Raw genomic sequence first — 14,128 nt, forward strand, 5'->3', positions numbered from 1 at the left:
GCTTTCACCTCTAAACTATTTTAACTTAGGATTTAACTCATCCCTTAAAAAATCACCAAGTAAATTTATTCCAAAAACTAATAGCATAATATAAAACCCTGGAAATACCGAAACCCACCATAGACCACTAAATAATACATCAAATCCATTTTTCACAAGTAAACCTAATGAAGGTTTTGTTATTGGAACCCCTACCCCTAGGAAGCTGAGAGTTGCTTCAGTTAAAATAAAATCTCCAACCTTAATAGTCGAAATAACTATGACAGATGTAAAAACATTAGGCAATACGTGTTTAAAAATAATTTGATGGTTTGGAAGGCCAATTACCTTAGTTGCTTCTATAAATTCCTTTTTCTTTACCGATAGTGTCTCGCCCCTGACTGTCCTTGCAAAAATAACCCATCCAACAAGGGTAAGTGCAAACACAAGCTTATCTACTCCCCTTCCAAAAGCTGACATGATGAATAGAGCTATAAGCATCGATGGAAATGATAATTGGATATCTGCAATCCTCATTATGAGAGAATCAATTCTTCCACCATAATATCCAGATAATAGTCCCAAGGTGGTTCCAATGATACAGCACAGTATAGTAACAGATAATCCAATAAATAGAGATACTCGACTCCCATATATTATCCCACTTAAAATATCCCTTCCTTGATCATCGGTACCAAGAATGAAACGTGAATCTCCACCTTCCTGCCAAACAGGTGGCTTATATGCATCGGCTAAATCTATTTCAGTTAAGTCATAGGGATTCTGAGGAGCAAATAGAGGTCCAAATATAGCTAGAAATAGGGCTATCAATATGATTATTGATCCGATTATTGCCGGTATATTTCTTTTATAGTTGTAAAAGAATTCTGAGGATCTAATTCTATTTAATTTTTCACCAACAGAAGTTTTTTCATTTGGTTTTGGGTTTTGTGATTTAGTAGACGTTGTCATTTAATCACCTCAATTCAATTCTAGGATCGATTACTGTATAAATGATATCTACAGCAAAGTTTATAACTACAAACATAACTGCTACCATCATTAGATAGGCCACTATTACAGGTCTATCCGCCATATATATTGAATCTATAAGTAGTTTACCCATACCAGGCCAAGCATAAATTGTCTCTGTTATAGTTGTAAAGGCTATTAATCTACCTATTCTTACGCCAAAGACAGTAACAACTGGTATTAAAGCATTTTTAAGGGCATGGCCAAATAGTACTTTTCTAGAGGAAACTCCCTTAGCCCTAGCAAACTTAACGTAATCCAGTCTCATATTTTCCTGCATACCGGCTCTAGTAAGCCTAAGTAGCATTGCAATATTACTTAAAGCAAGGGTAAATGCAGGTAATATAATATGCCTCCATCCACTAACAGAAAAAATGCTCAATCTCATTCCAAAAACTTCTATAGCTTCTCCTCTTCCTGAGGCAGGCATCCACCCCATCATCACGGAAAAAACGTATATCATCATCATTCCAACCCAAAAGGATGGTAAAGATATACCCAATATCGATCCAGCCATTATTACTTTACTACTATGCCTTTTAGGATAAGCACCAGCATAAACTCCTAGGGGTATAGCAAGAACTATGGCCATTATCATTGCCGTCATGACAATTTCTAGGGTTGCTGGAATCCTCTCGACTATTAATCCTAAAGCAGGCCTGCTAAAAACGTATGACTTTCCAAAGTTTCCGCTCAATATATCCTTAATAAAAATTCCATATTGAACATGGAAGGGTTTATCTAATCCGAGACGTTTTATTGCCAATTGTATTTCTTCCTCTGATGCATCTTCTGGAAGAAGCATTGATATAGGATCACCTATATAGTTTGTAAGTATAAATACAACTAGTGAAACGACAAATAATACAACAAACATTTGTAAAAATCTTTTGATGATGTATTTAATCATAAGTCCACCTCAATTCTAACAAGATGAAAAAATCTTTCAGTACTTAAACTTTTACAGATTATTCGCTGAAGAAAGGGGCTGTCTCATAAAGGACTCTCATGAGTTCAACCCCGGGGTGTTTCAGAAATTCGCTATTTTGAGACACCCTATTCAATAATATCCATATCCCAAGTAAGTATGTATTTATTCGGTCTTGGAGTATAGCTTATATTCTTTTTCTTTGCAAATAAGTCTTTTTGGAAATGTAGTGGGATGTATGCTACATCATCGGCCGCTATCTTAGCAGCCTCTGCTACAAGCTTTGCTCTTTCATCAACATCAGATGTCTGATAAGCTTTATCAATTAATTCATCAAGCTTAGGATTAGTGTAATATCCTCTATTAACATTACCATAGCCTTCTTTTAGACCGTATGTGTAAAGTAAATCTTTAAGTAATATAGCGCCTTCTCCACCGCTATCAGCCCAACCTGTCATACAGAAGCTGGTCTTATCCTCTCTTGTAGTTATGTGCTTAAAGAATAATGATTTAGGCATAAGATTCAATTCTAACTTTATCCCTACTTTTTGTAGATAACTTGCTACCGATTGTGCAATTTGCTCGTCATTTACATATCTGTTATTCGGCGCATCAAGGGTAATAGTAAATCCATCTGGATAGCCTGCTTCATCTAAAAGAGCTTTGGCCTTTTCTGGATCGTACTCAAGTCTCTTAATCTCAGGGTTATGTCCAACGAAAACATCAGGTATATATGATGTAGCAGCATATGCCTGCCCATTCATGACATTCTTTACTATTGTATCCTCATCTATAGCATGATAAATTGCCTTTCTAACCCTTATATCCTTCAATGGGTTTGGCTTTTGAACCATCGGAGATTCGTCTCTCCAACCATCAAAATTAAGGTATATAATTCTAAGGCTTGGCTGCTCTATCACATCTATGTCAGAGTTTGACTTCAATCTGTCGACATCTCTTACTGCAACATCTACAGTAAAGTCTACTTCACCACTTAACATCGTAGCCGTTCTAGTAGCTTCATTAGTAATCGGTCTAAATCTAACCTTTTCAATTGCTGGTTTTTCGCCCCAGAAATCTTCGTTTATAGTTAAATCTAAATGATCTTCCTTAACATGCTCAACAAATTTATATCTTCCTGTTCCCATAGGATTTAGAGCTATTTCTTCATCACTCATACCTTCAGTATATTCTTTGTCTATTATCATTACATTTTTCAGGTCTGATAGTAACAAAGAATACGGAAATGGAGTAACTAGTTCAATAGTATGATCGTCGATCTTCTTCATACTCTCAATATTTGCAACATAGCTCTTATTTGATGAAATCTCGTTATTTTTTGCTCTATCATAGGAGTATAAAACGTCATCGGCTGTAAAATCGTTGCCATTATGGAACTTAACACCCTTTCTAAGTTTAAATACCCAAGTCAAGCCATCTTCTTTTATCTCCCAGTTTTCTGCTAAAGCTGGTGTCGTTTGAAGCATAGCGTCATACCCAATCAAGGTGTCAAAAATGTGCATATTGATTGCATTTGTAACTGTTTCATCATAGTCATGTGGATCCATCGATAGTGAATCTGAAGCTAGAGCAATTGTAACCTCTTTCTTCTTCTCTTCAGTTGCCCCTTGCTCTTGTTCAGTCGTCTCACTCTTCGCAGGTGTTTTTTCAGCCGCAGTGTCATTTGTACTTCCGCAGCCAGCAAAAAGTCCTAGTACCATTAGTGATACTAGTATCATTGCTAATACTCTTTTAAACATGGTTTTTCCCCCTTTAAAATATATGTTTAACTTTATGTGCTAGACTACTTTGTAGCATAATAATAAGCATAGTCATGCTACTTTAACACATAAGAATTAAAACCCTAACCCCATCTCGATTTAGTCAAGAAATCTCTCTTCAAACTCCTTTAACTGTTCAATACTGTTTAAAATCCCTTCTTTAGATTCTATTGCCAAAGACGTAAGCAAAATATTTGAAATACTTATTAATCCTGTAATAGTATTAAAAAACAGAACAGAATTAGTCGAACATGTAAAAACAACATTTGCATACTTAGCAACCGGTGATTTCAATGAATCAGTTAATGCAATTACACTATTATTATTCTCTCTAAGGTATTCTACAAATCTTGTTACAAGCTTCGTGTAAGTTGGCAGTGATACAACTATAAACACACTATTTTCAAGTCGCTTGCACATTTGTAGACTTACTAAATTGTACGAGGTTATATTGAATATCTCTGCACTTATTCCCAAATGCTTTAATCTTAACAATAAAAAGTTTGCTACTGCTTCAGATATACCCGCTCCAATTAAGTAAACTTTCGACGCTTCCTTTATTAACTTAGTAGCATTTTTAATGTCGTTTACATCAATTTTATTAATTGCATCTTCAACGCAATTCATTTCTGAGTTTATGATCTCTGCTAAATTACTATCTATGCTCTCTATTTTGCTTAAGGCAGTGCTCAGTTTTTCTGGGTGCACTGACCTGCTTTTAATATATGCCTGAAATTCACTTTTTAAATCTATAAAACTGCTACATCCAATTTTTTTTGAGAAATTTAATATCGTTACCTCTGCTGTATTGACTTCTTCACTCATTTTCCTTAAAGTCATAAATGCAACCCTATTAGAATGCTCAAGTAAATAGTCAGCAATTTTCCTTTGAGTTTTGCTAAGGTTTGTATATTCACTTCTTATCTTATCAATTATGTCCACTTAGGCATCAGTCCTTTTTTGTCTATTGTGAATTTTTTGAAAATTTCGTTATTGAAATTATACTTTAATAGAAGTTTGATGTAAAGCGTATAATTTAATTTTTATATATTATTAAAGTGTTTGCTTTATTTTACTTCTATTCAAACATCATAAATTTTCAAAATAAAAACTCGAGGATATCGAATTCCTTCGCTCGGGTCAGATTTTTCTTCGAGAAATGACCTCAATAAAACAACCCTAAATTCATTTCTGAATCAAGGGTCTGTCTTAAAATATATTAATTTATTAGAATGGTCCAAAATTTATTAATACTGCTCCTATTAATAGTAAAGCTGCCAATGTCCATACCATAATCATAAAAGGAAAAATAAATTTAAACCACTTATTAAAGGATATTCTAGAATAGATTAAGAAAGCAACTAAGCCACCTACTGTTGGGTAACAAAGATTCGATAATCCATCGCCAAATTGAAAGGCAAGTATAGCAATCTGTCTATTTAAATCTATTATATCGGCTACTGGAATCAGTATTGGAAGAGTTACCATAGCTTGCCCACTACCCGAAGGTATAAAGAAGTTGATTAAGGTCTGTACCACGAACATTCCAACTGCTGTTATTGCTGGAGGCATTCCCTTTAGCAACGAAGATATCCCATAGACAATAGTATCTGCAATATGCCCGTCGGTCATTACAACATTTATCCCCCTTGCCAAGCCCACTGCCATAGCTCCAATAAATATCGCCTTTCCACCTTCTAATAGTTCATCTGCTATCTTATCACTGTTGTATCCTGCAAACTTTCCACCTATTATAGCTCCTATTATATAGGTTGCACACATTTGTGGAATTCCCCATTTCCACTTTAGTGCACCAACTACTATAAAAATAATGGTAATGATAAAGGTTAGTAGTACTAGTTTATGTCTTGAGGTAAACTCTATTTTCTCATTATTATTTCCGACCAGATGCTTAGTATCCATACCATATACAATACTCTTAGTAGGATCCTTCTTTATTTTTTTTGCATATCTCAGCACAAAGGCTATTGAAGCCGTTAAAAGTACCCCAAGTACTACCAGTCTGTAACCAAAGCCTGAGAACATTGGAAGTTCCGCTACGGTTTGGCCTATACCAACGGTCCAAGGGTTTGAAGGACCGGCTGTCCATCCAATAGCAATCGCTACTAATGATATAGAGATACCAACCAAGGCGTCATAACCTAAGGTCAGAGCAATACCTATGCATAGTGGAGCAAATGGAATGGCCGCCTCTAACATTCCAGGAAACCCACCTAGAAAGGCGAAGAAAACCATAATCGATGCTAATACCCAGGAATCCTTTTCCTCTCCAATAGTATCTGTTAATTTTAAAATTGCAGCTCTTATAGCCCCTGTTCCGTCAAATAGCTTGATTGCACCACCTATAATCAATATCATGATTATTAGAAATGATCCCGATTGAATACCCTTTGGAATTGCTGTAAAGAAGTCGAAAATTCCTACTGGAGTATTATCGATGAAATGAAAGCTTGTAGGGTCTACAACTTTTCTCCCATTTACTTCGATTCTGTTGTACTCTCCTGCAGGTACGATATAAGTTAATATACCAACTAAAACGATAATAGCGAATAAAAGTACAAATGCATGGGGAAATTTAAATTTTCCACCTTTTTTGGTCTTTGAATCAACCATGAAAGAACCTCCTTGTCATAATTTAATTTTTAGAATATTCCTACATATTTAATGATACAAAATAAAAATGACACAATTATAGTTAAATTGTGTCATTTTTATGACAAATAGGTATCTTAAAGCTTATAGTTGTACCTCTTTCATGTTCAGATTCTATAAAAATTTCTCCCTTATGGGCTTCAATAATGGCCTTAGATATAAAAAGTCCCAAACCATAGCCCTTTATTCTTCGATTTTCATTTACCCTGTAGAACATGTTAAAAATCTTCTCAAATTCATCCTCTTTTATTCCAATTCCATTATCCTTAACGATAAATCTGATGAAGCTTTCATCTTGTATTATTGAGATGTTAATCTTAGTGTCTGGCTTTGAATATTTTATAGCATTTGATATTAAGTTATTCCATACCCTATTTATTTTTATTCTATCTACATTAATCCTTATTGAATCATCTCTAATGTTTAAATTTCCTTCGAACTGTCTATTGGAGTTTTCAATATGAATTTTAGCATTTTTTAATAGCTCCTTAGCAAATTCATTGACATATACAGGAATTTTCGCCAAGATAAGTGACTTATTTACTTCATAGGCAGAATCCAATATATCAGAAGTAATATTTTCTATTTGCTCAGCCCTTAAATGTATTCTGTCTAGATACTCAGCCTTTTTCTGTTCCTCTACAACAATTCCAAGTTTTAGCCCCTTTATATATCCCTTTATTAAGGTTATTGGTGTTTTTAAGTCGTGGGATAACATAGAAATAAAATCTAAGGTACTGTTGTGGGTTTCTTCAAGATGGCCCGACAGCTTTTTAGTATTCATGGCTAAAAGATTACTTTCATACCTCATACTTTGAAATATCTTGTTTAGATTTATTCTCATTTTATCTAGTTCTGTACTTAATATAGCTATCTCATCGTTGGTTTCAATATTTATTTCATTTGAAAGGTTTCCATGTGCTAAAAGAGATATAGATTTTATAAGGGATTCAATTGGTTTCGATATGGATTTACCTAACATAAATCCAGTTAAGGTTATTATAGTTATACATATGAAGAATATTATTGCAAAATAAAACAGCATGTCTCTAATAGGTCTATGGAATTCTGATTTTGGAGCAGTTAATATAATTTTCCAATTATAGAGTTCTATCTCCGCGTATGCAATGAATTGCTCTTTCCCTTCAAATATTATTGTTTCAATTCCAGAACTACTCTTATTAATACTGTTTAGAGTATCCTTACTGACATTATTAAATATAGCACTAATAGATTTCATAATATAATCCTTATTTGGACTTGCTATGACATGACCCCTCTCATCAACTAATATGGCATATCCTGTATTGCCATAGCTTATGTCTCCAATTTGGGTTACAATCTCATCTATTGGAATATTTGCTGCAATTACTCCTTTGGTATTTTGTACACTTAAGGGTATAGCTATTGAAGTTACTAATTGATTTTTGTTTTTATCTATATAAATCGGTGTATTTACTAAAGTACCATCTTTAACAGCTAATTGATACCATGGTCTAGAGGAAACTTGATAATCTCGTGGTGGTTTCCAACCCATTGCATCAATCAATTTATTATTTTCAAAACCAACAAATATGCTATAAAAACTTTCATAGGCCTTACTAGAAGTATAGAGTATTTTTCGAATTTTTTCTTCATTGAACTCTTCTAGGCTTGAGATCTGAGCCGATGTATTTTTTAGTATAGCTGACCTTTCATTTATCCAAGATTCAATAATCTTTGCATTATACTTAGCAGATTCCAGTCCAATCTCACCTGCTTGTTTAGAAGTCGTACTTAATAATACAATCAGGCTAGCTGTACTAATAAAGAGAGCCGTTACAATTCCAACCAACAATAATGTAGTAGTAATCTTTGTTCTGATTTTAATTATCTTTAGCATTATTATCACTCTACCGTCTTATTTTAATTTTGCTTCAAAAACATACCCCACTCCCCAAACAGTCTTGACATACGAAGGATTGTCTGGATAGTCTTCTATTTTTCTTCTAAGTCTTTTTACCGTGGTAGTAACTACATTCTTGTCATAATAATTATTATTCCAAACGTTATCAAGTATTTGATCACGGCTTAAAACCAAATGCGCATTTTCAATAAGATACAATAGCAGTTTAAATTCCTTTGCAGTAAGATTTGTATCAACATCATCTTTTAAAACCTTATAACTATTCTTTAAAACCTTTATATTATTAAAAGAGATAATGTCATCATTTTTCACTACTTCCACTTTATTATAGTCCTTATACCTTCTAATATTAGCCTTTGCCCTAGCTATCAGCTCAATTGGATCGAAGGGCTTTGTTATATAATCATCTGCTCCTACACCAAGTCCAAGTATTATGTCTCTTTGAGAATTTTTGCATGTCAAGAACATAATAGGGACATTGCTTGATTCTCTGATTTTCTTACATAACTCTATTCCCGACATTCCATCCATATTTATATCTATTATCAACATCTTAATCGTTTCATCAAATTTTTCTAAGGCTTCTTCGCCACTAAATGCCTCGATAACTTGAATATCATAGATTTTCGTAAAATCCTTAATCATATAAATAATATCTTTTTCATCATCAACAATCATTATTTTATCCACAGTCTATATCACCTCAATTTATTTCTATGTATAAATCATCTTCAATTTCTTCATCATAATCCTTGTCCTATCTCTTACTAAGTATTACAATAGCTGCAGCCGCTACAAATAGAAAAGAATTTTTTTCATAAATGCCCCTTTCAATATCCTTTTGATACTTTCATTTAAATGTTAAATTCTGGTATGATATAACTATAGATTTTTCTATTTTTTACTAATGTATCATATTTATATAATAGGTTACAATATAACAAGTTAAATTTATTAAGGAGGATTGAGATGAAATCCTATAACAATAACCCTCAAATCAATCAACTATTAAGTAAAAAATATTCTTTGAAAGAGGAAATAGCCAATAGCATTACCCATGGAATAGGAGTTTTATTTAGCGTTGTCACTTTAACAATACTATTGGTCTTTGCCATTTGGAAAAAAAGTACTATCTCAATAGTTAGTTTTAGCATCTATGGTTTCTGCTCAATTTGTTTATATCTTGCTTCAACTCTATATCATAGCTTTCAAAAAGAGAAATTGAAGATGATACTAAGGGTTTTCGATCATTCTTCAATCTACTTGTTTATTGCTGGAACCTATACACCTGTAGCGCTACTTTGTCTCAAGGGATACTGGAGAGTTGGGATTTTAATAACAGTTTGGTTAATTGCAGTCTCCGGCATAGCTTTTAAAATATTTACATACAAGAAGTTTGATAAATACAAGTTTCTTTCTTTAATTCTGTATATTTTAATGGGCTGGTTAGTCGTGGTAGCAATCAAACCAATGCTAGAAGCAGTTCCCTTTGGTTTCTTAATGTGGCTTTTGGCCGGCGGATTATTCTACACTGTAGGTACAGTCTTTTATGCAATAAAAAAAATACCATTTAATCATGCTATATGGCACCTTTTTGTATTAGGCGGCAGTGTAATGCACTTTTTAGGTATATTTATATATCTTAGATAGAGAGGTGTCTCAGAATGACAGATTTCTGAAACACCCCGAGGCTATACTTATTAGATTGCTATGAGACAGCCCCTATTTCTCTATTGGCTCTCCGGATTTTGAGTATTCCAGCCATGACCCATCATATACCTTGACATTTTTATAGCCGAGTAATTGACTTAGTACAAAATATGTATGGGATGCTCTAACTCCCTTTTCACATTGAATAAATATAGACTTTTTGTCTGGAGTAACCCCTTTGGAGTCATAAATTTTTCTGAGTTCCTCAGCCCGTTTAAATGTTCCATCCTTGTTCAACGCTTCTACCCATTCAATCCATATTGCATCTGGTATATGCCCTTCCTTATATTCCTGCTTCGAACGTACATCAAGAACAACATATTCTTTGTCATCAAAACTTTTTTTAATGTCATCCAAATCTGCAATAAGTTTTTCATTTTTAGCTTTGGCAGTATAATTTGATTTTTCTGGCTTTTCTGGTAGTGAAAACGTTCTGTATCCTCTTCTTTTCCATTCTTTAAGTCCTCCATCTAATAATCTTACATCCTTATGACCATAGACCTTCATTGTCCACCAAAGTCTAGCTGCATAAAGTTCATCATTATTGTCATAAATTATAACTGTATCGCTATTTCTTATCCCTGCTTCGGAAAGTGCTTTTTCTATCTGTTTTTTCCCACCTATGAGTCCCTCTACACCATTAACAGTAGTTGTGATATCTGCTATACTCATTTTAATAGAATAGGGTATAAAATCATTTAAGGGTTCCTCATCAACTACTCTAACAACTTTAATATTGTCTCTACCTATGTATTTCGTTAATTTTTCTATAGAAACTATACTGCTTGGATAAGCATATTCTCTATATTTATTATCAAATCCTGCAACTTCATTTAACTCCTCCCTATCTTCTACTTCTGCTTTGTGATTTTCCATATTATAGTTTTGTGCACATGATACTAATAGTAGAATCACTAATACTACCGATAACATATAACTCTTTTTCATCATTCCAAACCTCCAGCTTAATAAATAATTTCTCATTTGTAGTATGTGTAGAGATATTATAAAAATCCAAGTTTTTTAAAACAAAATCCATTAAAAAATAAGTATGCAAATGTTAAGATATCATTTGTATACTTATTTTTTAATATGATTATTTGAGCAAATTGCATAATTACCATCTAAAAAAGCTTTCTATTATATATAGTCTTAAAAACCCTAAAGCTCTACCACATTTATTATGCAATTCTGCCAAGTTAGAATTATGCAATTGCCTCATTTATTAAACCTTACTATAGCTTTAAAGAGATCACCATCAATATTAATCTCCATATTTCCACCTTGAAGATCAACTATGCTTTTAGCTATTGCAAGACCCAAGCCAGACCCTTCAGTGCTTCTGGATTTATCTCCTCTTTTGAATCTATCAAAAATTTCCTCAACTTCAAAATCCATTTCATAGGCAGCAATATTCTTCATAGTTATTTCTATCATACTATCAGTCTCTATCATATTAATGTAAACTCTCGTTCCCGGCTGAGAATATTTTAAAGTATTACTAATAAGATTTTCAAAGACTCGCCAGGTCCTTTTTCCATCCAAATTAACGTATATCTCTTGGTTTGGAATATTCACCTTATAAGTTAATGAGGATTGTTTGATTTTCTCATCAAATTCTCCTAGGGCCTGCCTTAACAATGCAGCTACATCTATTTTTTCTATATTCAGCTCTATAGAACCACTTGATACTTTTGAGGCCTCAAATAAATCTTCTATAAGCACCTTAAGTCTCTCTGACTTTCTGTCTAGAACTGCAATATAACCCTCCATTTCTTCCTCGGACAAATCCTTCTTTTTAAGTAGATTTATATAGTTTATTATTGAAGTAAGTGGCGTTTTTAAATCGTGGGAGACATTTGTTATCAACTCCGACTTAAGCCTCTCACTCTTTATTGCATTTTCTACGGATCTTTTATAGCCTTCCTTCATATTGTTGATATTGTATGCCAGCCTTGATAAGTGACCTTTTCCGCTTTCTTCTATTACATAGTCTAAATTTCCTTCAACAATTTCATCTGTTCCTTTTATTATTCTGCTCAGTAACGCTATTTTTTTGATAATATACCTTGGAATTATAATCAAATACATAATTATATAAATCCATGAGGCTATAAAAGCAAAATCCATATATCCATAACCAATCATCACACCTGCTGGAAATAGGGCTATAGTAGCAGTAGTAATAACAATTACTTTAAAAAGAATTCCCTTTATAGAAAAACTTTCTTTAGACATATTTACTATTCCATAGATTATACCGCTTTTCAACTGTTCATTCAGCTTTTCCTTATCGCCTTTGAAGTTTATTATCTCCCTTATATTAAGAACTATATAAAATACATACACTGCCATAACTGTAAGCTTAAGAATATGATCAATGTTAAATGGCTTATTGAAGAAATTAAGATGAACACAATATTCATTCATTACGATGGTATAAATAATAAATATAAGAATTTTTATATCTATAGGTATCTTCTTATATACTATGTTTAACTTTTCAGTAAGCAAATTTGAAATTTCTGTCTTTTGTTTCATGTAAAACAATATTCCTAAGAATCCTACAATTAGTGTGATTAGTCCAGCTATTCCTTCCTTAACAACTCTATTTTTAAGAGAATTATAGTATTTATAATCGGCATGTACTTGACTAAAACCATCGGATCTGGTTGGAATTATAAAATATCCTCTAAAACCCTCTCGTTTAAAAGTTTCATTTAGATTTCTTAGATTAGTGTTGCCATTGTAACCTAGGGGAAACTTAACGCTATACAATGAGTTTTGTCTTATATAATCCTCAACATTTTCCTGAGATACTTTCTGTAAATTAGTATATAATTCATTTCTTCTAACATCTTTAATAAAGTACTTAATATTTCTCTTTCCATTTATGTATTGCTTTATTTCTGTATATTTTCCAGATATGATCTCATTCCTAAGCTTGGTTTCAGCTTTTACGTTTTCTTCTACAATCTTAGCGATTTCTTGATCTAGCTCATTTTGAAGCCGTTTTGCTTCTACATCGTCTCCCTCCATTGCTTTCCGTATTTCCTTTTTATATTTCCATTCTATTTCTTTCACTTTTTCATTGGTTAGATTTGTGTATCTTTCTCTTAGTAATGCTATTTCTTCATCATCTATTTTATCAGTATTGGAATTATTATTAAAATCCTTATAATCAACGTGGAAAGCCTTTATCATTTCAAAATAATTTTCTAATTCGTTGCTAAAGGACCAACTATTAAAATAAGGCTCTTTATTTACATAATGTCTTTTTATCATGAAATCACATATTGCAACTAAAGAAAAACCCATCATATATATACATAAAACAAAGGCTATTATATGAAAGTACTTATTTTTCAATTTTATATCCAATTCCCCACACCACCTTCAAATATCTTGGTTCTTTGGGATTTATCTCGATTTTCTCCCTTATTCTTCTAATATGTACCGGAACAATATTCTCTGCATTGTAGCAGGGTTCATTCCATACCTTCTCATAAATTTCTTTAATGGAAAATACTCTTCCCTTATTCTCCATAAAAAGCTCCATAAGCTTATATTCTATGGGGGTAAGTCTGACCTCTTCCCCATCAATGACAACCATTTTTGTTTTTCTATCCAGTACAAGACCCCTTACTCTTATCTCGTCACTGCCCTCATTATAGATCCCAAGATTTATATATCTCCTGAGCTGCGATTTGACTCTTGCAATCAACTCTAGCGGATTAAAAGGCTTTGTAATATAATCATCTGCTCCAATGTTGAGTCCTAGTATTTTATCTGTATCCTCAGATTTTGCCGAGAGCATTATTATCGGAATATTTTTCTTCTCCCTAATCTTAAATGTCGCTTTTATTCCATCCATTCTCGGCATCATTATATCCATTATTATGAGGTGTATATCTTCTTCCTCCAAAATCATCAGAGCATCTATTCCATCCTTTGCAGTATATACCTTAATGCCTTCATTTCTTAGATAAATTTCAATAGCTTCTCTTATCTCTTCATCATCATCCACAACTAAAACCCTATATTCAACCATATCTTCCCACCCTTTCTCAGTCTAAATTATATCATTTTTTATCCCTCCTTACCTTGATAACAACATTA

11 protein-coding genes are annotated in these 14,128 nt (G+C 32.9%); 1 reads left to right on the forward strand and 10 read right to left on the reverse strand.

All coding sequences use genetic code 11. The annotated features are described in order from the left end of the window. Positions 1-15: 15 nt before the first annotated feature. The 7 genes from R9X47_RS04765 to R9X47_RS04795 all read right to left on the reverse strand — a co-directional run bounded on the left by R9X47_RS04765 (position 16) and on the right by R9X47_RS04795 (position 8,989). The gene (locus R9X47_RS04765) at positions 16-951 is read right to left on the reverse strand and encodes an ABC transporter permease (protein WP_432665582.1); all 936 of its coding nucleotides are present in this window, start codon (positions 949-951) and stop codon (positions 16-18) included. Between the two features lie 4 nt (positions 952-955). Next, positions 956-1,921, reverse strand: coding sequence for an ABC transporter permease (locus tag R9X47_RS04770; protein ID WP_432665583.1), 966 nt, complete (start codon positions 1,919-1,921; stop codon positions 956-958). Positions 1,922-2,067: 146 nt separating this feature from the next. Further along, positions 2,068-3,699: an ABC transporter substrate-binding protein gene (locus tag R9X47_RS04775; RefSeq protein ID WP_432665584.1), complete on the reverse strand. Its 1,632-nt coding sequence runs from the start codon at positions 3,697-3,699 to the stop codon at positions 2,068-2,070. A gap of 120 nt (positions 3,700-3,819) precedes the next feature. Then, on the reverse strand, positions 3,820-4,662 hold the full coding sequence (locus tag R9X47_RS04780) for a MurR/RpiR family transcriptional regulator (RefSeq protein WP_432665585.1): 843 nt from the start codon (positions 4,660-4,662) through the stop codon (positions 3,820-3,822). A gap of 285 nt (positions 4,663-4,947) precedes the next feature. Then, positions 4,948-6,354, reverse strand: a complete 1,407-nt coding sequence (locus R9X47_RS04785; RefSeq protein ID WP_432665586.1) for a YfcC family protein — start codon at positions 6,352-6,354, stop codon at positions 4,948-4,950. A gap of 82 nt (positions 6,355-6,436) precedes the next feature. Continuing rightward, on the reverse strand, positions 6,437-8,275 hold the full coding sequence (locus R9X47_RS04790) for an ATP-binding protein (protein WP_432665587.1): 1,839 nt from the start codon (positions 8,273-8,275) through the stop codon (positions 6,437-6,439). Positions 8,276-8,293: 18 nt separating this feature from the next. After that, entirely contained in the window at positions 8,294-8,989 is a 696-nt protein-coding gene (locus R9X47_RS04795; RefSeq protein WP_432665588.1) for a response regulator transcription factor, read from the reverse strand. 279 nt (positions 8,990-9,268) lie between these two features. Between R9X47_RS04795 and trhA the strand changes: the two genes are divergently transcribed. Continuing rightward, positions 9,269-9,949, forward strand: a complete 681-nt coding sequence (trhA, locus tag R9X47_RS04800) for a PAQR family membrane homeostasis protein TrhA (protein ID WP_432665589.1) — start codon at positions 9,269-9,271, stop codon at positions 9,947-9,949. A gap of 72 nt (positions 9,950-10,021) precedes the next feature. Here trhA and R9X47_RS04805 read toward each other — a convergent pair whose 3' ends face one another. From R9X47_RS04805 to R9X47_RS04815, 3 genes are all read right to left on the reverse strand, one after another. Further along, complete coding sequence (locus R9X47_RS04805) at positions 10,022-10,960, reverse strand: sulfurtransferase (RefSeq protein WP_432665590.1); 939 nt, start codon at positions 10,958-10,960, stop codon at positions 10,022-10,024. A gap of 267 nt (positions 10,961-11,227) precedes the next feature. Beyond that, the gene (locus R9X47_RS04810) at positions 11,228-13,390 is read right to left on the reverse strand and encodes a histidine kinase dimerization/phospho-acceptor domain-containing protein (RefSeq protein WP_432665591.1); all 2,163 of its coding nucleotides are present in this window, start codon (positions 13,388-13,390) and stop codon (positions 11,228-11,230) included. Further along, positions 13,368-14,060: a response regulator transcription factor gene (locus R9X47_RS04815; protein WP_432665592.1), complete on the reverse strand. Its 693-nt coding sequence runs from the start codon at positions 14,058-14,060 to the stop codon at positions 13,368-13,370. The genes R9X47_RS04810 and R9X47_RS04815 overlap by 23 nt, the downstream gene beginning before the upstream one ends. Between the last annotated feature and the right edge of the window lie 68 nt (positions 14,061-14,128).

Source organism: Wukongibacter baidiensis (assembly GCF_050888315.1).
Classification (GTDB): domain Bacteria; phylum Bacillota; class Clostridia; order Peptostreptococcales; family Caminicellaceae; genus Wukongibacter; species Wukongibacter baidiensis.

Coding starts and splice junctions, on each gene's coding strand:
- R9X47_RS04770 (WP_432665583.1), bottom strand. CDS start 1,921: ATGATTAAATACATCATCAAAAGATTTTTACAAATGTTTGTTGTATTA.
- R9X47_RS04815 (WP_432665592.1), bottom strand. CDS start 14,060: ATGGTTGAATATAGGGTTTTAGTTGTGGATGATGATGAAGAGATAAGA.
- R9X47_RS04765 (WP_432665582.1), bottom strand. CDS start 951: ATGACAACGTCTACTAAATCACAAAACCCAAAACCAAATGAAAAAACT.
- R9X47_RS04775 (WP_432665584.1), bottom strand. CDS start 3,699: ATGTTTAAAAGAGTATTAGCAATGATACTAGTATCACTAATGGTACTA.
- trhA (WP_432665589.1), top strand. CDS start 9,269: ATGAAATCCTATAACAATAACCCTCAAATCAATCAACTATTAAGTAAA.
- R9X47_RS04790 (WP_432665587.1), bottom strand. CDS start 8,275: ATGCTAAAGATAATTAAAATCAGAACAAAGATTACTACTACATTATTG.
- R9X47_RS04805 (WP_432665590.1), bottom strand. CDS start 10,960: ATGATGAAAAAGAGTTATATGTTATCGGTAGTATTAGTGATTCTACTA.
- R9X47_RS04785 (WP_432665586.1), bottom strand. CDS start 6,354: ATGGTTGATTCAAAGACCAAAAAAGGTGGAAAATTTAAATTTCCCCAT.